Annotated in this window: 14 protein-coding genes; 2 read left to right on the top strand and 12 right to left on the bottom strand. The window is 51.6% G+C overall.

Translation table 11 applies throughout. The features are described from left to right. Positions 1-159 precede the first annotated feature (159 nt). Positions 160-936, bottom strand: coding sequence for a hypothetical protein (locus DUE52_RS20610; RefSeq protein ID WP_133299887.1), 777 nt, complete (start codon positions 934-936; stop codon positions 160-162). A 388-nt stretch (positions 937-1,324) separates the two neighbouring features. Here DUE52_RS20610 and DUE52_RS20605 point away from each other — a divergent pair, with 388 nt between their 5' ends. Further along, positions 1,325-2,569, top strand: a complete 1,245-nt coding sequence (locus tag DUE52_RS20605) for a GTPase family protein (protein ID WP_165840976.1) — start codon at positions 1,325-1,327, stop codon at positions 2,567-2,569. A gap of 83 nt (positions 2,570-2,652) precedes the next feature. Here DUE52_RS20605 and DUE52_RS20600 read toward each other — a convergent pair whose 3' ends face one another. The 9 genes from DUE52_RS20600 to DUE52_RS20560 form a co-directional block, all read right to left on the bottom strand. Next, positions 2,653-3,510, bottom strand: coding sequence for a prephenate dehydrogenase (locus DUE52_RS20600; RefSeq protein ID WP_114407931.1), 858 nt, complete (start codon positions 3,508-3,510; stop codon positions 2,653-2,655). A gap of 96 nt (positions 3,511-3,606) precedes the next feature. Next, positions 3,607-4,764 carry a pyridoxal phosphate-dependent aminotransferase gene (locus DUE52_RS20595; protein ID WP_114407930.1) on the bottom strand — a complete coding sequence of 386 codons (1,158 nt, stop codon included), beginning with the start codon at positions 4,762-4,764 and terminating at the stop codon, positions 3,607-3,609. A 77-nt stretch (positions 4,765-4,841) separates the two neighbouring features. Continuing rightward, positions 4,842-7,514: a permease prefix domain 2-containing transporter gene (locus DUE52_RS20590; protein ID WP_114407929.1), complete on the bottom strand. Its 2,673-nt coding sequence runs from the start codon at positions 7,512-7,514 to the stop codon at positions 4,842-4,844. A 111-nt stretch (positions 7,515-7,625) separates the two neighbouring features. After that, positions 7,626-10,235 carry an ABC transporter permease gene (locus DUE52_RS20585; RefSeq protein WP_222930304.1) on the bottom strand — a complete coding sequence of 870 codons (2,610 nt, stop codon included), beginning with the start codon at positions 10,233-10,235 and terminating at the stop codon, positions 7,626-7,628. Positions 10,236-10,344: 109 nt separating this feature from the next. Next, the gene (locus DUE52_RS20580; RefSeq protein ID WP_222930303.1) at positions 10,345-12,975 is read right to left on the bottom strand and encodes an ABC transporter permease; all 2,631 of its coding nucleotides are present in this window, start codon (positions 12,973-12,975) and stop codon (positions 10,345-10,347) included. Positions 12,976-13,086: 111 nt separating this feature from the next. Continuing rightward, positions 13,087-15,669, bottom strand: coding sequence for an ABC transporter permease (locus DUE52_RS20575; RefSeq protein WP_222930302.1), 2,583 nt, complete (start codon positions 15,667-15,669; stop codon positions 13,087-13,089). A 107-nt stretch (positions 15,670-15,776) separates the two neighbouring features. After that, a complete protein-coding gene (locus DUE52_RS20570) occupies positions 15,777-16,115 on the bottom strand; it encodes a PadR family transcriptional regulator (RefSeq protein WP_114407927.1) in 339 nt (112 codons plus the stop codon). 147 nt (positions 16,116-16,262) lie between these two features. Then, on the bottom strand, positions 16,263-16,961 hold the full coding sequence (locus tag DUE52_RS20565) for a hypothetical protein (protein ID WP_114407926.1): 699 nt from the start codon (positions 16,959-16,961) through the stop codon (positions 16,263-16,265). Between the two features lie 295 nt (positions 16,962-17,256). After that, complete coding sequence (locus DUE52_RS20560; protein WP_114407925.1) at positions 17,257-17,970, bottom strand: T9SS type A sorting domain-containing protein; 714 nt, start codon at positions 17,968-17,970, stop codon at positions 17,257-17,259. Between the two features lie 292 nt (positions 17,971-18,262). On the opposite strand from DUE52_RS20560, the gene DUE52_RS20555 reads away from it, so the two are divergent. Beyond that, a complete protein-coding gene (locus tag DUE52_RS20555) occupies positions 18,263-19,129 on the top strand; it encodes a GNAT family N-acetyltransferase (protein ID WP_114407924.1) in 867 nt (288 codons plus the stop codon). A 56-nt stretch (positions 19,130-19,185) separates the two neighbouring features. Here the strand turns inward: DUE52_RS20555 and DUE52_RS20550 are convergent, their stop codons facing one another. Both DUE52_RS20550 and DUE52_RS20545 read right to left on the bottom strand, forming a co-directional pair. Continuing rightward, positions 19,186-20,298 (bottom strand): DUF2911 domain-containing protein, encoded by a 1,113-nt coding sequence (locus DUE52_RS20550; protein WP_114407923.1) that lies wholly within the window; start codon positions 20,296-20,298, stop codon positions 19,186-19,188. Positions 20,299-20,504: 206 nt separating this feature from the next. Continuing rightward, complete coding sequence (locus tag DUE52_RS20545; RefSeq protein WP_114407922.1) at positions 20,505-21,242, bottom strand: hypothetical protein; 738 nt, start codon at positions 21,240-21,242, stop codon at positions 20,505-20,507. Positions 21,243-21,307 lie beyond the last annotated feature (65 nt).

Below are 21,307 nucleotides of genomic sequence, written 5' to 3'. Positions count from 1 at the left end.
CAGTGGGTGCCCAGAACGGGAAATCGGCACCGAACTGCTTCAGTGCCGATTTACAGATTACGCTTAGCCATCACCAACGCGCTTATGGTCGATTTTGCCTTAACTCAAAATTCGGGATGACTCATGTCTGGTCGGGTTCTATTTTAGGAAACCGGATTCTCAATACGTGTACCGGATAATACCCGCAATCATCACGCACAGCAAGGGATTGTTCACCTTGGTTTCCTCGGTCAAAATCCGCCCCTGTTTGTCGTAGGTCTTTTCGATCAGCGCAATTTGATCGCTGCTATTGGGTAAGTGTTCGCTGATTTGCCGGCGATTTCCGGCGAAGGAGTGCGTAAATAAGCGAAAAACCTTGTCAGTATCCGAATACCACGTTTCGCGGGTCACTACATTCTCCTGGTATTCATAGACCACCCGCCGACTCAGTTTTTGGTTGGAATCGAACCATTTTTGCTCTGTTTTTTTCCCGTCTTTATACGTGTATTCGACCAGACCGGTCAGCACGCGTTGCTCCGGATTACGCTGGTTGAAATAATTCCGCTCGGTTTTCAGTACCCCATCGGCGTATTCATACTCGGTTTCTTCGTAAGCGACCCAGTTGGAACCGGTGCCATACTGGCCAAACCGGGTTTTGGCAACCAATTGACCATTCGGATTATAACGGTATTCATAATACGAATAGACCTCCATTTTCCCGCTGGCGACCCGGCCAACGTAATCGATTCGCGTCAACTTTCCGGCCGAGTTGTAGGAATACTTTTCAATGTTGTTGGGGTTATCACAATTGGTGCCGTTGCAATACAGCTTTTGGGTTGGCGACGCTTCGTCGTTGTAGGTATTGCCGCCGGGTTCGATGCCAAATTCAGAGGAGTCACCGGGCTGACAGGCCAGCCACAAGGATGCAGAAAGCAGCAGAAGTAGTCGATTTTTCATAGGAGAACGGGGTTTGGTCATTTGGAGACTAGACCCGGTAGTCGCCTGAACCGTTGGAAGTTACCCTCAAAATTATTTACAACATCGCCCCCATAATAGCCCAAAGGGCTATCATCATTAGCCCCGGACATCGTCCGGGGAATTCGGAGGTCGAAAATTCGGCATCACCTCTCAACACCAGCCCAAAGGGCTATCATCACTAGCCCCGGACATCGTCCGGGGAATTCGGGGTGGTTGTATCATCCGGAAAATTTGGTGCAATCGAAAATTCGGGACCGATTTGATGCAAAAAAATCTCCAAACAAAAAAAGCGCAACTGGTTTATGGTATAGAACCGGTGCTGTAATTTCCGGAACGAATGCCGACCAATTTGCCTATACTTGACCCCATGAGCCAACCCCTGCAATCCCAAATCAGTGAGGTTTTACAAAAACTGGAAACCTTACTCGATCGTGTCCCGGAGTCTGTCGCGAAGGACGTCCGTCAGGAAATCCGCGAATTCCGCCAGTTGCTCGTTGAAACGCGTTCTCCCCGGTTTGCCCTCGTCGGCCGGCGGGGCAGCGGCAAGTCATCCCTGATCAACGCCATTTTCGGGCGGAAAGTCGCGGAAGTAGGTCACGAAAAAGCCCAAACCGGCGAGGCCACCTGGTGGCCGTATTCGAGCGATATGGGAACTCTCGAAATTCTGGACACCCGTGGTTTACAGGAGGGCTCGCGCCCCGACGAAGCCGATGCCGCAGCCTCCCCCATCGAGTCGATCCTCAACGCCTTAAAGGAAAAATCACCGGATTTAATCCTGTTTCTGATCAAAGCCACCGAAGCCGATTCCGGGATCAACCACGACCTCGAAGCGCTCACAGAAATCAGTAAAACCGTTGAGAAAGTCCACAACTACCGCCCGCCCATTCTGGTCGTCGCCACCCATTGCGATACGCTCGAACCCAAAAATGTGCGTTTGCACCAACCGGAAGACGAAGATCCGGAAGACCTGAACGAAAAACTGGAGCGGGTCAAGGTCATTGAAAACCTGCTCAAAACGAAATTTGAAGCCGACCCGTATTTAAAAGAATCGCTGATTACGGTCTTGGGCGTCTCGTCGTACCAGTCCTGGAAAAATGACGTACTCCGTTCCGACGAGCGCTGGCGGATCGACGAACTGCTGGATTATATTTTCAATGAACTGCCGAAAGAAGGCAAGCTGGCTTTTGCCCGGCTGAGTCAGGTTCGCACGCTCCAGGAGTCGATTGCCAACCGGCTCACCAAAGTGGTCGCGGCCATTTGTGGAGGCATTGCCGCCGTTCCGATTCCGCTGGGCGACATTATTCCGATTACTTCTTTACAGATCACGCTAATCATCGCCATTGCGTACGTGGCCGGTCGTCAGTTGAGTCAGGATACCGCGAAAGAATTCCTGACCGCCATCGGTGCCACCATCAGTGCTGGTCTGGTACTGCGCGAATTGGCCCGGGCTTCCGTCAAAATTTTCTTTCCGGGAGTGGGCAGTGCGGTTTCCGCCGGTATTGCGACCACCGCCACCCTCGGCATTGGACGAGCCGCCATCGCCCATTTTATTCAAAGGAAAAGCATTGAGAAAGCCAAAGCGGTTTTTGATGGAGAACGGAGCCGGACGTAAGCCCCTAAATCCCCTAAAGGGGACTTTTAGCATCTGGAGGAGTCGCGCGTCCAAGTCCCCTTTAGGGGATTTAGGGGCTTTTTTTACTTCCGGTCGATTCCCTCCAATACCCGCCGGATCTGGTTGGCTTTGGCCATAAATTCGAATGAATCGTTCAGGTTCTGATCGTCGATGATGGCTTTGAACTGCTGCAAAAATTCGATGTAATCAGACAGAGCCTGGGAGACATTCGCCCGGTTCTGGTCGAAAATAGGCGCCCACATTTGGGGAGAACTTTTCGCCAGTCGCACCGTGGAGCTAAAACCGGTGCTGGCCATATCGAAAATGGCCTGTTCATCTTTTTCTTTTTCCAAAACCGTCAGTCCCAGCGCAAACGCACTGATGTGGCTCAGGTGCGAAACGTAGGCCAGGTGCAAATCATGCTCCTGCGGGTTCATGTAAAAAAGCTTCATGCCGATGTCGCTGAACAAGGCTTCCACCAGTTTCAGACTGTCATAATCGCTTTTCTCCCGGTCGCAGATGATGAGGTTTTTACCGGGCAGCAACTCCCGGAAAGCCGCCCCCGGACCCGAATTTTCGGTCCCCGCCATCGGGTGAACAGGGACAAACTGCGCCCGTTTCGGATGATTATCAACCAATTGGCAAATCAGTTCTTTTGTTGATCCCAGGTCGGTGACGGTGGCCCCTTTCGGCAATTGATCCAGAATTTGGGGCAGCAATTCCAGAATGCTGTTGACGGGTGTAGCCAGCACGACCAGATCGCTGACGGCCACGGCCTCGTCCAGCGGTTTCATTTCATCAACGATGCCTTTGGCCAATGCCAGTTTGCCATGCACGGAAGACGCATCGACGCCGATAAATTTCGCCTTCGGGTATTTCTCCCGAACCGCCAGGGCAAACGACCCGCCCAATAAACCCACTCCAATGATTGTGACTACCATATTATTTTGCTCCACTTAACTCTGATTTTCTCTGCTTAACTCTGCGAAATAGTTTTAAAAATTGTTTCGCAGAGAAAATCAGAGTTAAGCGGAGGTTTATTTAGAGATTCTTTGAACAGCTTCCCAGATTCGCTCTTTGGGCATACACAGCGACACCCGGATGTACCGGTTTCCTTTCGGGCCGAAGATAAAACCGGGGGCAATGAAAACGTGCTTGTTGTAGAGCAGGTCATCCACCAGCGCTGCCGCCGATTCTATGGAATCCGGCAGTTTGGCCCACAGAAACATGCCCTCCTGATCGTTGGTGTAGGTGCAATTCAGGGCGTCCAGAAAGGCCGTAGCGGCTTCCAGACGGCCTTCATAGACCACATTTCGCTCCGCGTGCCAGGCATCCGAATTGGTCAGGGCTTCGGCGGCTGCGTCCATAACCGGTTTGAACATCCCCGAATCGACATTGCTTTTGATCGACAAAACCGCATCGATGTACGGTTTTGAGGACGCCATCCAGCCAACCCGCCAGCCCGCCATGTTGTGCGACTTGCTCATCGAGTTCATTTCAATCACCACCTCTTTGGCCCCGTCGATGGAAAGCAGGCTGATGGGTGTTTTTTTGTTCAGAACCAGACTATACGGATTGTCGTGGCAAAGCAACAGACTGTAGTCGTAGGCAAACCGGACGGCTTGCTCGAAGAGTTTTTGTGTGGCCGGAGCGCCCGTGGGCATGTGCGGGTAATTGAGCCAGAGAATCTTGGCATTGTCAGACACCAGTTCTTCCATCGCTTCCCAATCCGGTTGCCAGCCCTTGTTTTCCAAAAGCGGATAGTTGCGCACGTGAGCACCCACCATTTTGCTTACGGCGTTGTAAGCCGGATAGCCCAGTTCCGGCACCAGCACTTCGTCACCCTCGTTCAGGAAGGTTAACGAAATGTGCGTAATGCCTTCTTTTGAACCCAGAAGCGGCAGAATTTCCGTTTCGGGGTCAAGCGAGACGCCGTAGGTATGGGCGTAATAACCGGCAATGGCGTTCCGAAAACCGGGCGTTCCTTTGTAAGACTGATACCCGTGCGCGTTCGGTTGCTGCGCCGAGTGGGTCAAGGCCTGAATCGTATTGTCGGACGGCATCATATCGGGATTACCGATGCCGATGTTGATCACATCGTGCCCGGTAGCCAGCAGTTTACGAACTTCGGCCAGCTTGACCGAGAAGTAATATTCCTGCGTTTGTCCGGCACGGTGGGCTAATGGAATAATCATTGGTTAATTCGGGTCGCCAAAGCGATCATTACACGGATAAAATAAAGAAACCGCAAAAGTACGGTATTTCCGTGTAATTACTCGCTCCGCAAACTTTTCACCGGGTTCATCAAGGCCGCCCGGATGCTTTGAAAACTGATCGTTACCAAGGCGATGAAAACCGCCAGAAGCCCGGCCAGGGCAAAGATCCACCACTCGATGTCCACTTTGTAGGCGAAATCTTTCAGCCATTCGTTCATGGCCCACCACGCCACGGGCGCGGCCAGCATCAGGGCAATGAATACCAGTTTGAGGAAGTCCTTTGACAACAGGGCGACAATCCCGGCCACCGAAGCCCCCAGCACTTTCCGGATGCTGATTTCTTTGGTGCGCTGCTCGGCCGTGAAGGTGGCCAGCCCAAACAAACCCATGCAGGAAATCAGAATGGCGATGGCCGTGGCGGTGTTGACCAGCCGACTGGTTTTCTGCTCTTTTTCGTACAGCCGCGCAATCCGGTCGTCCAGGAATTCGTATTCAAATTTTTTATCGGGATGAATGGCGTTCCACTGTTCTTCGATACTGGCCAGCGTAGCTTTCACATCGTTCATGGTTTTGCCATTGCTGGTCAGTCTGACGCCCAGATTCCGGGACTGCTGTGGCAAATAACCGATGAACGTCGCATCAATTTTGTCGTGAAACGACTGCTCATGAAAATCGGCCACGACCCCAACGATCGGGATTTTTTTACCATTGAAATCCAGAAACTGGTTCAGGGCTTCCGCCGGTTTTTTAAAACCCAGCCGTTTGGCAAACGTGGCATTGATGACCAACTCCCGGAGCGAATCGCTTTTCAGGTAGTTTCGCCCGGCCAACAGGCGAATACCATATAAAGGAATAAAATTCTCGTCGCCCACTTTGGCCGAAACATCCATCTCGATTTCCTGCTTGCCGGTGTATCTCATTTTGGTCATCATGTAACTCATCCCCATCGGCGGAAACCACTGCATCGTCACCCGCTCCACCCCCGACAAGGGCCGGATTCGCTGCGCCAGCACATCGGATTTGCCGACCCGGCCCGCATCGATGGAAATGATGGCGTCGGTCGAGAAGCCCAGTTCCTTGTTGCGGATGTAACTGAGTTGCCGGTCTACGATCAGCGTGGCGATGATGAACACCAGCGAAACCGTAAACTGAAAAACGATCAGTCCTTTTCGAAAATACCCTTTCTGGCCCCCTTTCAGCGCAGTCTGGCCTTTGAGCGTCAGGGCCGGTCGGTACGACGACAGCACCAGGGAAGGATAGAAACCGGCCAGCAGCGAGGTCGTTACGGTGACGAACAACAAAAACAGCAGGGTTTCCAGACTGAATAACTCAAACGTCAGCCCTTTGGGCGTGAGGGATTGAAAAGCGGAAAGAATGGGTCCCACCAGCACCAGCGCAATACTGACCGCAGTGAGTGTCAGCAAGGTGGTTTCGCTTAAAAACTGAAAAATCAGGCTCTTCCGGCTACTTCCCAACACCTTCCGGACGCCAATTTCCTTGGCCCGCTGAACCGATTGGGCCGTCGACAGATTGACGAAGTTAATGGCGGCAATCAGCAGGATAAAAACCGCAACGCCCATCATGCCGTAGAGCGTTGGCAGGTGCGCTTTTCGGGAATAATTATCGACATAATCCGCATTAAAATGCAAGTCGGAAAGCGGTTGCAAACCGGGTGTAAACTTGAAATCCTTCTGGAAATGCCTTTTGGAAAACTGTTGAAAAGCCGCCGTGAACTGCTCCGGTTTTGTTCCTTCCGGCAATTTTACGAAAGCCTGCGACGACGACCAGATGTCATTCCAGTCATCGAGATTGATGCTCTGATTCATTCGGCTGCTGCGAATGGTGGCGAAGGAGATGAAGTCCGTAAACGTAAAATCGGTCGGTTTGTCCCATTCCTTCACAATTCCGGCGACGCTAACCCGAACCGAATCCCAGTAGATCACCTCTTTGCCCAGGATCTGTTCGAGCGGCAGATCGCCAAAGTATTTGCGGGCTTTTTGCTCCGACAACACGAGTTGAAACGGTTCGGTCAAGGCGGTTTTCGGATTTCCCGCCAGCCACTGGTAGTTGAAAATTGAAAAGAATTGCGGTTCAACGACCACAATTTCCTGGTTATCGACACCGTGTTTCCCCTCCTCAAACCGGTTCGGCTTTTCTGTGCCGTTGGGAATCAGCACCGCCGATGTAATGTTGTGAAAAGCCGCTACGGTTTCCAGCCCCGTCACTTCCTCCCGAATCGCCAGCGGAACCGGGTTGGGAACAAAACCCGCCGGATGGGTTTCGGCGTTGGGGCCAAATTTCTCGGTACCAATCAGGCGATAAATCCTTCCGCGGTCGGCGTGGAACGTATCGTAGCTGAGTTCGTAGTTGGTAATCAGGTAAATCACCAGACAGGCGGTGACACCCAGGCTCAGCCCGAAGAGGTTGATCAGCGCACTGACCCGGTTTTTGGTCAGATTGCGAAAGGAGGTTTTGAGGTAATTGCGAATCATGACAGGATGCAGAAAAGAAGGTGACGGATACTGATGAGTCTGACGTTTCAGCGCAAAGGGTTTTATGAATTTCAGTACATTGGCTGCATACCGGCGGTTGGCTTTTCGGACGCCCACCTCCGCCAGATCCCGCCCGTAGCGTTCGTACAAATCGCCCTGAACCTCCTCCAGCAAGTGGGGAGCGCAGAAAGCTTCCAGCAGTCGGTCGGCCCAGCGGGGCGGTTGGGGGCATTTCATGCCGGTTAATTTTAAATATTAAATGAAAAATGTTGAATGATAAAGTGGCATGGTCGGATGTCCGTTTACTTTTTCATTCAGAATTTATCATTTTACATTTATTATTCTTCTTTATTCACTTCGCAGACTCTTCACCGGATTCATCAACGCGGCTTTGATGCTCTGGAAACTGATCGTTAGCAACGCAACGCCAACCGCCAGCAGGCCCGCCAACGCAAAAACCCACCATTCGATCTCGACTTTATAGGCATAATCCTGCAACCACCGGTTCATGGCATACCAGGCCACGGGTGAGGAAAGGACGATGGCGACGCCCACGAGTTTGAGAAAGTCCTGCGACAGCAAACCCACAATGCTAGTCACCGAAGCACCCAATACCTTGCGGACGCCAATTTCTTTCGTGCGCTGTTCGGCCATGAAAGCCGCCAGACCAAACAAGCCTAAACAGGAGATAAAAATGGCCAGAAACGCGAAGTAGTTGGCCAGTGTGCCGACGACGGTTTCGCTACGGTACAATCGCTGAAAGGCCTCATCGGCAAACTGGTAGGTGAACGGGAACTTCGGATTCAGTTGCCGCCACATCGTTTCCAGACTCGCCAGGGCCTGCTTCGATTGGCCCGGCCGGGTGCGAATGATGATGTTTTTTCCCTCGGCGGCTGGGCTTAATTTGGCAATGAACGGTTCGATGGCCACGTGCAGGGAATTCTGGTGGAAGTCGTCGACCACGCCGATGATCAAACCCGGTTTGCCCCACAAGGTCAGCGGTTTTCCGATCGGGTCCCGGTAGCCAATCCGGCGGGCTGCGGTTTTGTTGATCAGATAACTGACCGAGTCGGTGGCAAAATCGCGTGAAAAATCGCGCCCGGCGACCTTGACTTTCAGGGTCTTCGTGAAATCATAATCGACTTGTGAAAACTGAAACTGGACGCTGGTCGCGGGGTCTTTACCCGGCCACTGAACGTTGCCCGTTGTGCCGAAGCTAGTGGTTGGCGTTCCGTTCATGAACGTTACGGTCTGGATGCCCGGCATCCGGAGCAGTTCCTGCTTGAACGTTTCGTATTTGGCGGCTAAATCCCCTTCAGCCTGGAGATAAATCATCCCCTCCCGGTCGTAGCCCAGGTTTTTGGTCTGGATAAAATCGATTTGCCGGTAGACGATGATGGTTCCGATGATCAACAGCATCGACAGAGCGAACTGAAAAACCACCAGGCTCTGCCGGAAAAGCCGCGCCCCGGAACCAAACCGGATGCTTCCTTTCAAGATCCGAACCGGATTCAGTGACGACAGGAAAAGGGCGGGATAACTACCCGCGATCAAACCCGTGGCCAGTGTCATGACCAGCAAGGTTACCCAAAACGATGGGTTCGTAAACTGGAACATAATGTGCTTTTCGGTCAGTGTGTTGAAGACTGGCAGCAGCATCCAGACCACGCCCACGCCCACCACCAATGCCAGCGACGTCAGCACCAGGGCTTCGCCAATGAACTGCCCGATCAGCAAGCCCCGACCGGCGCCGACGACCTTCCGAACGCCCACTTCGCGCGCCCGCTTCACCGACCGGGCCGTGGCCAGATTCATGAAATTGATGCAGGCAATCAGCAGAATAAAAACCGCCACGATGCCGAACAACCGGACGTATTCGATGCGTCCGCCATCCTGATAGCCGTTTTTGAAGTTGGAATAGAGATACGTTTCCGGGTACGGTTGCAGGAAAAGCTGGATATCCAACCCTTCCTTTTCCATTTTCGGATTGTACTTTTTCAGAAACGCCTTCATCTTTGCTTCCAGTCGGCCAGGGTCGGCCGGTACGCCGTTGCGATCGGTCCGGAGCTGGATGCGGGTCTGAAGCGCGTTGGTGCCCCAGTCTTTAATCCATTCATTGTGCCGTATAAAATCGGCCCAGCTCAGCAAATAGTCATAGGTTTCCGAGCTATTTTTCGGCATCTCATAAACCGCACTAACCTGATAATCATCCTTGTTACCGAGCCGAATACTCTTTCCCATAGCCGCCTGTGGACTACCAAAATAATTCTCTGCGAGTTTCCGCGAAATGGCAATATTGGTCGGTCTGTTCAAGGCGGTTTCGACCGTTCCGGCTAACAAGGGGAGACTGTACATTTTAAACCAGTCGGCACCGGCAGCCCGGCCTTTTTCCTTGTTCAGCTTTTCGCCCACCGAAAACGTCAGTTCCTGTTCCCAGGAAAGGCCGGATGCGTAGACAATTTCCGGAAATTCTTTTTTTAGTTCATCAGCCAGCAAAGCGGGTGTTCCCGGGCTTGCTTCCACTTTGCCATCGTAGAACTGGCGCTCCATGACGTTGTAAAGCTGCGGGCCATTGGCGTGGTAGGCGTCGACGCTAAATTCGTCCTGAATCCAGAGCAGAATGAGCAGGCTGCACGCCATGCCGAGCGCCAGGCCCAGAATGTTAATAGCCGAAAAGGATTTGTTGTGGGCGATGTTCCGCCAGGCGATTTTCAGATAATTGCGAATCATACCAGGATTCAATAAAGAGATGGATGAAGGTTCAATAGGTTGTCGTTTTACTGTAAATGGCCTTAAAAAGCCCAGCACTTCCCGTGCATATTGCCGCCGGGCATAGGGGAGTCCAAATAGCCTCGCATTTCGCAAAAACCGCTCGTATAAATCCCCCTGGATCTCCTCAAAAAGATGAGGAGCGCAGAAGATATTCAAAAACCGTTCGGCCCAACGGGGAGGCTTCATGAGAGTAATGAGTGAAGAATTAAGAGTGAAGAGTTTAATGAATCGGAGTTGGAAGCCATAGCGAACAGGTTAAGTTTTTTTTAACTCTTAATTCTTCACTCTTAATTCTTCACTCCGAACGCAGTGACTTCACCGGATTCATCAACGCGGCTTTGATGCTCTGGAAACTGACCGTCAGCAGGGCGATAGCCAGCGCCAGCAAACCCGCCAACGCAAACACCCACCCGTTCATATCGATCCGATACGCAAACCCTTCGAGCCATTGATCCATCGCATACCACGCCACCGGAACCGCCAGAACGATGGCGATCAACACCAGCTTGACGAAATCTTTGGCCAACAACCCGATGATGCCCGGCACGGTGGCTCCCAGCACCTTCCGAACGCCAATCTCACGGGTGCGGACCTGCGCCGTGTAGGCAACCAGACCGAATAAGCCCAGGCAGGAAATCACAATGGCAATGGTGGCAAACACGTTGAAGAGTGTGCCGGTGCGCTGCTCGGTTTTGTAGAGGTCATCGAAGGTTTGGTCCAGAAAAGCGTAGTTGAAGGGAAACTCGGCATTGTATCGCTTCCACAAACGCTCAGCAGAAGCAATGGCCGAAGCAGCATCCTTTCCTGTCGTTTTTATAAAAATTCGACCTGCATCGTTGGGGTAATAAAAAAAGATTGACGGCTCAATTTTTTGCTTCATGGAATCGAAATGAAAATCTTTTACGACGCCGATAATGATTCCTTCTTTGTTCCAGAGTTTAAACCGTTTTCCTACCGGATTGGTAAGACGAGCCGCTTTTACGGCCGTTTCATTTAAAATAAAATGCGTTGTATCTGTTACGGAACCGGTGAAGTTTTCACCCGCCTTTAGCTTCATTTTAAAGAAGGAAATAAAATTCTTATCGATGGCCATTGGTCGCATCATCATGGTCTCACCCATTTCTTTCCCATCCCATTCATTGCTTCCGGTTTGCATACCAATCGACACAATATTGCCATTGGATCGGGTCACGTCCGTTATGCCCGGCTGATTCAGCAAATCGGCTTTTACCACCTCATAATGGCGTTGCATATCCCGCATATAAAAAGAAAATACGTGACTTTTATCGTAGCCTAATTCCTTCGAGCGGATGTATTCCAATTGATTGCCGATGATCAAGGTCCCGGAAATCAGAATGACGGTGAACGCAAACTGCGTTACGACCAGAATCTTCCGAAAAACCGCATCGGTCAACCGCGCCGAGACTTTCCCTTTTAAGGCTTTCAGGGGTTCGAACGAAGAGAGTAACAGGGCCGGGTAGATACTCGACACCAGCAGGGTGGCCGCAATGGTCAACCCGATCACCAGCCACATCCGAAGGTCTGTCAAATCGATGACGAGCTGTTTTCCCGAAATCTCGTTGTAGAACGGCATCAACACCATCATCAACCCAATGGCCAGCAGCGCCGAAAGTGTGAAAAGCAGGGCAGTTTCAATGATAAACTGCAAAAACAATTGCCCTTTTGCCGCGCCCACGATTTTCCGCATACTCACTTCTTTGGAACGCAGCATGGAACGGGCGGTGGAAAGGTTGACGTAATTGATGCAGGCAATGACCAGAATCAGCAGCGCAATAATGCTAAACATGCGAACGGTTTCGATACCGCCATCGCTGCCGTCCGACTTGTACAAATGCATGTCGGGCAGGGCTTGCAACAGATACGCAAGGTCGGTATCATCCGCTTTGTTCCGCAGGTGAATGTTCCGCAGTTTGGTGGCCAAAGCCTCCGTCGAAACGCCCGGTTCGAGCAGTAAAAACGTGGCATAATTGAACTCATGGAAATCATTATCCTTGTTTCGGCCATCCTTCCGTTCCGCATAGATGGTTTTAAACCAGAGCGAAATCGGTAACAGCAGATCGAGTTCCCCGTTAAATGTAGTATTTTTTGGAAAATCCCGGATCACACCCGTCACGGTGAAGCGGTTTTTTCCGTCGGCCGTAATCACCTTTCCGATGGGTTCGGCATCGCCAAAATACCGCCGGGCAGTGGCTTCCGTCAGCACAACCGACTGGTCGTTCGGAAACGGATTTGCCGGATCTCCTTTGATAAGTCCAAAATCAAAGATTGAAAACAGGGAGGGGTCGACAAAGGCCGACTGTTCGTCGGTGAAAGTTTTCCCCTTGTACTTGTAGAGGCTGTAAATATTACTTTGGGTGATGCGGACGGCATCTTTTATTTCGGGCAGTTCCTTTTTCCCCATTTCGGCGATGGGCGCAACGGTGGACCGCCAGATTTGCTGGCTGCTTCCCGTTCCTACCCGGTTTTCGAGCCGGTAAATCCGGTCGGCTTTGGTATGAAACCGATCGAAGCTCAGTTCGTCCTGCACCCACAGCAGAATCAGCATCCCAACGGCCAGCCCGACCGTCAAACCGGTCATGTTGATGAGGGAGTAAAACCGGTTTTTCAGCAAATTACGCCAGGCGGTTTTGAAATAGTTTTGGATCATAGCGGGTTGAAATAGATACACTTGTGAATACGCTGTTGACGTTTTTTTCCTCATCACGCCCGACGTTCGGCCCGGTCGCCGTCGCACGAACCCCAGCACTTCCCGGACATACTGCCGCCGGGCGTACGGTTCTCCGAACAGCCGGGCATTCCGCAGAAACCGCTCGCGCAAATCGCCTTCCATCTCCTCCAGCAAAGGGGGAGCGCAGGAAATTTCCAGCAGTCGGGTGGCCCAGCGGGGCGGTTGGGGGTATTTCATGCCGGTTAATTTTAAATATTAAATGAAAAATGTTGAATGATAAAGTGGCGCGGTCGGATGTCCGTTTACTTTTACATTCAGTATTTATCATTTTACATTTATTATTCTTCTTTATTCACTTCGTAAACTCTTCACCGGATTCACCAAGGCGGCTTTGATCGACTGGTAGCTCACCGTGAGCGCGGCAATGACAAACGTGACCAGAATCGCAATCAGGAAAATCGTTGGCCCAATCTGAATGTGGTAGGCATATTCCTGAAGCCAGGCATCCATTCCGTACCAGGCCAACGGAGCGGCAATGACGAAGGCCATCAGCATCAGCCACACAAATTCCCGCGAGAACAGCACGACAATGCTGCCCACCGACGCGCCGAGTACTTTCCGAATTCCGACTTCTTTGGTCCGCTGAACAGCCATCAGCGACACCAGCCCGAACAGGCCCAAACCGCCGATGACGATGGCAATTCCCGCAAACAGCCGGAAAGCGTTGTACATCGTTTCTTCCTGCTTGTATAGTTTTGCAATGTGCTCATCCACAAACTCATACCGAAATATTGATTCCGGATTCAATTCAGTCCAATCTTTCTCGATAGTCGCCAGCGTTTCACGCAGGTTCTGCGGACGCAGCTTGACACTCACCTGCCAGAACGCCCGCGAATTGTAGGTCAGAACACAGGCGCGGATTTTTTTATGCTTGGATTCGCTCTGAAAATCACGGACAACACCCCGGATCAGGGCCGGTTCGCCCGCAAGCCGAAACCGCTTGCCAATAGCATCGGCCTCGTTCTGAATCCCCAGCCGGCGAATCAGCGTCTGGTTAACGATCACACTACGAGCCGTATCACCCTCCGCCGTTTTGATGATGGGTTCGCCCGCCAGCAACGCCAGCCGATACATCGGAATGTAGTTTTCATCCACCATTTTAAACTCGACCACATCGTTTTCCGACATCCCGAGTTCCGGCGCCGAAAAGGGAGCAAAATTGACATTATAGGACGGCCCCGCCGACGCAAAACTGATTTGCTCAACGCCGGGATTATCCTCCAATTTCTGCCGGAGAACATCGGCTTTTTCACCCGTACCAAAGGATACAATGGCTTCTTTGTCAAAACCCATGTCCTGATTCAGGAAAAAATCCATCTGGCTGGCCACCACCAGTGTCCCGATAATCATCACCTGCGTGATCGCAAACTGCATAATTACCAAGCCTTTGCGGACGGTCATTCCCCCAAAGGATGCTTCCGTAGACCGGGCTTTCAGGGCTTTGATGGGCTGAAACCCGGACTGAACAAAGGCCGGGTACAAACCCGCCAGCAGAATCGTTGACAGGACAAACCCAAAAATAACCGCGATCACCTGGGGTTCAATCAGTTGGCTGGCATCGATTCGGATGTTCAACAGCGGTTTGGCCAGAGGCAGAAATGCCCAAACCGCACCCAGGGCCAGAACCGTTGCCAAACCCACCAGCAGGGTGGTTTCACCCAGCACCTGACCCACCAGTTGCCGCCGAAAGGCCCCCAGGGCTTTCCGGATGCCCACTTCCTTCGACCGCCGAACGGCCTGAGCCGTCGCCAGGTTGACAAAATTGATGCAGGCCGTCAGGATAATGACCAATGCGACACCCGCCAAACCGTAAATGGTTTCTTTGGAGCGCGGCATCGTAATCTGGGTCAGGTAGCGCTTATCAAAATGTATTTCCCGCAGCGGTTGCATCAGCAGCGCGGCATCTTTGGCGATGTCGTCGCCCCAGTTCTTCCGAATAAAAGCCGGAATCCGGGCTTCCACGCGTTTGGGCAGCAATTTTTCCGGTAACACCACGTAGAGGTAGCCGCCCGAGATCGACCAGAAGTTGGGTGTATCGAGTTGTTTCCGGACGGTTTCCCACGAAACCAGAAAATTAAAAACCAGGTGCGTATTCGACGGCAGATCCTTGATGACGCCGGTTACGCGCAGATCCTTATCGTTATCCAGCCGGATGATTTTACCGAGTGCGTCCTGATCACCAAAATATTTCCGTGCTATGGTTTCCGTTAAAACGACCGTATTGGGTTCCTGCAACGCAGTTTTGGGATTACCAGCGAGCCAGTTAAAATCAAAGACCTGCGGAAAACTTTCGTCGGCGTAGGCATAACTTTCTTCCAGATACCGCTGGTTGCCAATCTGAGTCTGGGCTTCCCGCTGGTAATAATATTGCGAAACCTGCTCTGCTTCCGGAAAATCAGTGCGAAAAGCCGGTGCAATGGCAAAGGAAACACTCGGATTATAATCCAGCCCGTGGCTCGTTATCCGAAAAGTCCGGTCCGCTTTCTGGTTAAAAGCATCATACGTCAGTTCGTTACGAACCACCAGAAAAATCAGAATACAGGCCGATAACCCCAGCGCCAGGCCCATCACGTTGATGAATGCGTAACTCTTTTGCTGAAGAATGGTCCGGTAGGCAATCGTAAAATAGTTGCGTAGCATGGCAATCGTTTGCGGTTTTGGAGAATAATCCGGTTTCCTTTTCAAAAATTGGGGTTGCATAAACTTCAGCACTTCCCAGGCATACTGCCAGCGGGCATCCCGCTCCCCGAACAGCCTGGCCCGGCGAACAAACCGCTCGTGCAAATCCCCCTGGATTTCTTCGAGCAGGTGCGGAGCGCAAAACCACGCCAGAAGTCGGCTGGCCCATTGTGGCGGTTTTTGGGGCTTCATGATTGCGGGAATATCGAATAATAAATGTTGAATTTCGAATAATGAAAAGTGACCCGATTACTTCGTTATTCGGCGTTCGATATTCATTATTATTTGTTCATTTCTTCTTACAAACTCACTGCTGGCAGCCCCTGCGGAGAGATCGAATCCCAAAGCTGATCGCGGACGGCGCGAATGTCATGCAGCGTCCGGCTCCCCAGCACCGTAACCGAGAACAGGCGCTTACGTCGCCCACCCCGTTCGGCGGTGGCCTCGCCGAGGTGCGATTTCAACATGCCTTTTTCCTCCAGCCGGTGCAAAGCCGCGTGAACGGCGCTGATGCTGACGGCCCGGCCCGTTTGCCGGTCCAGTTCGTCGGTGATGGCCACGCCGTAGGCACCGGTTCCCAGAACCGCTACCGTCAGCAACACCACCTCTTCAAACTCGCCTAAATACGATCGTCTCATGGAAAAGAGATATAATTAACTTCTGTAGAACAAATCTGCTGCCAGAAACAAAAAATGGCCCAATCAGGCCATTTAAGCGGTTTTATAAAAAGAACCTGTCCGAATTCGTACAGTCCGGGTGTCCGAACCCGAACAGGTTTACGGTTTTTATTTCTCCGCTTTCAGCTCGTAGCGCTGATCCGGTTTGTCGATGGTCAGCCAGTAGTTCATGGTCTCGCCTGCTCCTTTCACCTGAAGACGATATTTCCCGCTCAGCAAGTGGGTTACATCAAAATACCGGTTGTAGCCCGCCTGACGGTTCAGTTCCCGATAATGAATCACGTTGGTCGACTCGTCGGTCAGTTCAATAATGACCTGCTTCCGGTCGGGATTAGCATAGTTGATGCGGAGTTTGCCGTACGAATTGACCAGCGGATTGACCAGAAATTTCGAATTGAATTCCGGCACAACCGACGGCGGGGTTTCTTCGTAAGCATAAACCGCAGAAACTTTTGAATAGCCAACGTCATTGGAAGCCAGCAACTCCGACGATCGCACCTGCGATGCCAGCAGGTGATTGTTGACCACCCGATCCAGCATTTCGTCGAACAGGCGAATGTTCCGTTTGGTCAATTTGACATACTGGCCCCGCAGCGTTTCCTGATACACGGGTTCATTCCGGGCGTTGAAAAACCGGATGACGGTGTTGCGGGTGCCGTAGTCGGTCTGAATCTTCCAGTACCCTTTATCTACATCCGGGCCGGAGTGGTAATCTGGTTGGGCATAACCGACAAGCGTGCTGAACAGAAGAAGCAGAACCAGGAGGGTTTTGAACCGGTAGGCGGTTTTTTCTTGAACGGTTTTCATGAGAATTGTGCGTGTTGTTTACAGGTTGTTAATTTGGTCAGTATTATTTCAAACTTTGTAAAACAAATCTCTTACCAGAATCAGAAACGGCATTCTGAATCAATGGAGGGCATTTTTACAAAATCATCTTGTCCGAAACCGTACAAAGTCTGTCCGATTTTGTACGGTTTCGCGGGCGGGTGATTTCCTGTTACAAAGCAGCGAAATTGCCGGAAAACGACTCAATGCAAGTGACGAAAGCGTGGAAAAGCGGGACAGAAAGCCTGTAGAGCCTTACCAAGCTTTTGGCGCGCCCTCAGGGAATGGCCCGAAGCTGATACGACTGCGGATTGGCCTGAATGATTAACCGATAGGCATACCGCTTCTGTGCGCCTTCTACTTCAAACCGGAACTTTCCTTCCGCCAAACGGGTCAGATTCAGCGTCCGGTTATAGGTTGATGAAGCCGATTTTTCTTTAAATACATACCGCCCCTGATCATCCAGTAACATCACCAGCATGGGTTCTTGCCGAAGATTGGCAACGTGAACTTTCAGTTTACCGGTACTGCTGATTGCGACATCGGAGCGCAACGGATTGACATCCAGGGTTTCTTTAGGTGATGCCAGTATATAAGATGTAGAAACCGGAGTTGACAACGGCGTCGAAACAACGTGGTAAGGCTCACTGCCGCTGGTGGCCACCAACTCATGGCTTTTGACTTCGGCCGACAGCAATTGGTTGGTCGATAGCCGCTCCAGCATCGAGTCGAACAAACGGATGTTCCGATTCGTCAGTTTTACATACCGATTCGATAGCGATTCCTCATAAATCGGTTCGTGCCAGCGGTTAAAAAAACGGATCCTGGTCTGTTGGGTTGTGTAGTCGGTCTGAATTTTCCAATACCCCCTGGCCGAGTCGGTTCTGGCATAATAATCGGACTGGGCGGTCGCCGTCAAACCGTACAGGAAGAGACTCACAACTAGCCAATTCTGGCATTTTCGGGCTGTTTTTTGGAGGAGGGTTTTCATGATTCGGGCATTTGTTGTTTACAGGAGATAAAAAGGAAAAGTATTATTTCAATGTTTGCAGAACAAATCTTTTGCCAAACCAGATCAAGGTTGCTTAATCGATCAAAATCACGGTATTTTACGTTTAGGTTGAAGACGACGCGTCCATTAGTGGACACCTTTTGTCCCGGAATGGACAGTGGAGCCGCATCCTCCGGGCCGGTTTGATGCGTATACCCCATAGAGGAGCAAAAAGCAGTCACCGTTGCATGAACAACGTCCGGCCTTTCTGATTTTCGCGTAAGTTTGCAGCATGAAGATCCTTTCACTGACCGAATTAAATCAGGAACAATACCTGGCCGCTCAGGCTCTCGAAATAAAATGCAAGGCCGATGATGGGTTGATGGGCCACATTCACTGGGATAAATCCATGAATTATTTCCAGTCGATGTGCCACTGGTTTTTACTCTACAAAAATGACGTGTTGATTGGCCTTTTATCGGCTTTTGCCCCGACGACCGGCGTGGTTGAATTTTGCGGTTATACGCTGCCCAAAGCCCGGCGGAAAGGGTGCTTTTCGACCCTGCTCGAAGTGGCTGCGGATGCAGCCCGAAACTACGGCTACGAGCACATACTGCTGATTACGGAACGGGCTTCTGAATCGGGACAGGCCTTCGTTCGTCAGTTGGGAGCCACGTATTCCAATACCGAGTATCAACTGCGCTGGGAACCGTTGCCGTCGCTGGCACTCCCGGTTTCCACGCCGGCAATTCACCTCGTCAAGGCCGGTTTGGCGGATCTGGAACCATTATCGAAATTGAGTCAGACGATTTTTGGGGGCACCATCGACGAAGCCCGTAAGCTCCTGGAAACCACCATTACCACGCCCCACCTCACGCAGTATATTGCTACGCTGGACGAAAAACCGATCGGCATGGTAGCGATTAATTTTGTGCAGAACGACGCCTGGATTATTGGCCTGGGCGTTTGCCCGGCGTTTCAGGGGCGCGGAATTGGCAAAACCATATTGTTCCGGATTCTGGATATTCTTCAGGAGTGTATGGCCGAAACCATCCTGATCGAGGTGGATTCCGGCAACGAAGCGGCCCTGCATCTATACCAGAAATCCGGTTTTACGATTCAGATGGGCCAGGATTATTTCCGGTTGCCGCTGCGGTAACGATGCGCTTACACAGACGGGGCCGCCCCGTCTGTGTAACAACTCCTCTCTAAAACTCACTGATTCGCGTCTTTCCCCTCTTCCAGTTTCCTGATCATCGCCGTGACGCCATTCTTATTCAACTCGTTCGGTGCCTGGGGCAGAGCCGCCTTCAGGTAGGGCAACGCTTTTTTGAAATCGCCGAGGGCCGACAGTCCCCTTCCCATCCCGACGTTGGTCGTAAACTGGTTCGGGTTCTTGTCGTAGTTTACCTTAAAAACCTCGTAGGCGTCTTTCGTCCGGTTTTGCTGGAGCAACGTCCGGCCATACTGATGGAGTTCGTTCAGGTTTCCCATTGGAACAGCTTCTTTCATTACCGCATCGGCGTTGGCCTGCTGGTTGAGAGCCGTCAAAACCAGGGCTTTCGTGCTGAGTGTCTGGAAGTTTTTCTGCCCAATGAACGGCAAACCAACGGCCTGATCGGCCCAGACCAGCGCTTGATCCAGATTGGTTTTGTTCTGAAGGCAATACGTAGCCGCCTGAACGTACGACTGCCACGTAAAGCCCTGCGAATTGCGCAATTCGTTTTTAAAAGACGCCAACTGAATCTTCACCACATCGGCTTCAACCTTAAACGGGATCTGGCGTTTTTCCCACGAAAGTGCCACCGTTGCCGAATTGTCCGTCTGGTCGATGAACTCGTATTTGAGCCACTCCACGCTCTTGTCGAGGGGCTGGTTTTTGACCGTCACGCGCAGCGCGTCCTCCGACGGTTCGTAGAAAAAACTGCCCCAGGACGTCGAATTTTTGGAGAAAATAACCGTCGTTTCGGCCTCGCCCAACAGCATATGCAGCCCGTAGGTTCCGGCGGGGAGGTCTTTGCCCTCTACTTTGACATCGGTCGAAAAAGAAATAACGGTATTTTCGTTGGCACCCGCCCGCCAGGGAGCGGCTTTGCTGGTGCCGAAACCGAGGTCCACCAGCCCGTAATGGGCCACCGGTGTTCCCCAAACCTTTCCCTCCCGCCCTTTCAGACCGGGGCGGCTGTAGTGAATGGCAATTTTTGTCAGACCAATTTGCTCCGAAACGGAGGCTTTTCGGTTGCCACCGTCGGGGATGGCGGTGAGTTGCTGGGCAGAAACCAGCGTTGCATTGAGAACCAGAAGGAATAAGATAAACCGTGCTTTCATGGTATTGTCGATAAAGTGTTTACCGTCAAAATAAACGCATGAAAACCGGGTGTAGCTCCCGCACTCTGGGGGATTTGGCGAGGAAGGGTAATTAATTGTTTCGCGGAGTTGAGCGGAGGAAAAAGGGAGTTAAGCGGAGTAAATTAAAAAATCTCTGCGTAACTCTTTTTTTCTCCGCTCAACTCCGCGAAACAATCACCCTCTTTTTACTCTGAAACCTCCCGCTCCACCAACCGCTCCGCCATCGGCAACAGCGTTTCTTCCAATGGCAACCGGCGTTTTGATTCCACCATGAACGTGGCCGGGTTGGGCAGGAACGGCCGACGGCGGATCAGTTCCAGTTTCAGGGTTTCGTAGGTCCGCCCGACGCCCTTCCGCACGGAGTCAATGTAGCGCGTTTGGATCGGCTGGCGGCCGGTTTGCGTCGTCGACAGGGCTAATCCCGGCAGGGCCAGGCCCGTCCAGGTCAGGTTGAAATAATAGATATGGGTCTGGGAATGCGACGACCAATGGAGGAAAATATAGCCTTCATCCCGGCGCAGCGGCAGCATTCCGATGGGGGTCAGCGTCAGATTCGCGGCCAGTTCATCGGCCATTTCCTGCCCTTTCGTCAGGGTTTGCCCAAATCGGGGCAGGGCGAAATTCATGATGGAGTCGATTTCTGACATATACTCGTCGTCTTCCTGCCGGGATTGGTACCGTACCGTAAGACTTTCGGGGTCAATTCCGGTGGCATCCTTGGGGAATGAAGCAGAAAGCTTACCTTTGCGGTTCCGAAAACGGAGACCGGTTTCATAATGGTCCCGCAATTCCGTCAGGTCAGGGTATAACTTTTTGTCAGAGAAGTGTTGCTGAACGTTTTGCAGATAGGCCAGAACGACAAATTTTTTGTACTCTAAATCAATCAGTCCTTGCGTCAACCAGTCTTTCTGAAGTTTTTTCATAATGAAAACGAATGAAGAACAGACAGTCTTGTTGTTTAGTAAGTTAACGAAAAATCCCAATCTGC

Source organism: Larkinella punicea, from assembly GCF_003334855.1.
GTDB classification, from domain to species: Bacteria; Bacteroidota; Bacteroidia; order Cytophagales; family Spirosomataceae; genus Larkinella; species Larkinella punicea.
Note: the sequence above shows the minus strand (reverse complement) of the source record. Positions and strands in the feature narration are given on the sequence as shown.

Coding starts and splice junctions, on each gene's coding strand:
- DUE52_RS20580 (WP_222930303.1), bottom strand. CDS start 12,975: ATGAAATACCCCCAACCGCCCCGCTGGGCCACCCGACTGCTGGAAATT.
- DUE52_RS20545 (WP_114407922.1), bottom strand. CDS start 21,242: ATGAAAAAACTTCAGAAAGACTGGTTGACGCAAGGACTGATTGATTTA.
- DUE52_RS20570 (WP_114407927.1), bottom strand. CDS start 16,115: ATGAGACGATCGTATTTAGGCGAGTTTGAAGAGGTGGTGTTGCTGACG.
- DUE52_RS20560 (WP_114407925.1), bottom strand. CDS start 17,970: ATGAAAACCCTCCTCCAAAAAACAGCCCGAAAATGCCAGAATTGGCTA.
- DUE52_RS20605 (WP_165840976.1), top strand. CDS start 1,325: ATGAGCCAACCCCTGCAATCCCAAATCAGTGAGGTTTTACAAAAACTG.
- DUE52_RS20590 (WP_114407929.1), bottom strand. CDS start 7,514: ATGAAATGCCCCCAACCGCCCCGCTGGGCCGACCGACTGCTGGAAGCT.
- DUE52_RS20565 (WP_114407926.1), bottom strand. CDS start 16,961: ATGAAAACCGTTCAAGAAAAAACCGCCTACCGGTTCAAAACCCTCCTG.
- DUE52_RS20550 (WP_114407923.1), bottom strand. CDS start 20,298: ATGAAAGCACGGTTTATCTTATTCCTTCTGGTTCTCAATGCAACGCTG.
- DUE52_RS20585 (WP_222930304.1), bottom strand. CDS start 10,235: ATGAAGCCTCCCCGTTGGGCCGAACGGTTTTTGAATATCTTCTGCGCT.
- DUE52_RS20610 (WP_133299887.1), bottom strand. CDS start 936: ATGAAAAATCGACTACTTCTGCTGCTTTCTGCATCCTTGTGGCTGGCC.
- DUE52_RS20555 (WP_114407924.1), top strand. CDS start 18,263: ATGAAGATCCTTTCACTGACCGAATTAAATCAGGAACAATACCTGGCC.
- DUE52_RS20575 (WP_222930302.1), bottom strand. CDS start 15,669: ATGAAGCCCCAAAAACCGCCACAATGGGCCAGCCGACTTCTGGCGTGG.
- DUE52_RS20600 (WP_114407931.1), bottom strand. CDS start 3,510: ATGGTAGTCACAATCATTGGAGTGGGTTTATTGGGCGGGTCGTTTGCC.
- DUE52_RS20595 (WP_114407930.1), bottom strand. CDS start 4,764: ATGATTATTCCATTAGCCCACCGTGCCGGACAAACGCAGGAATATTAC.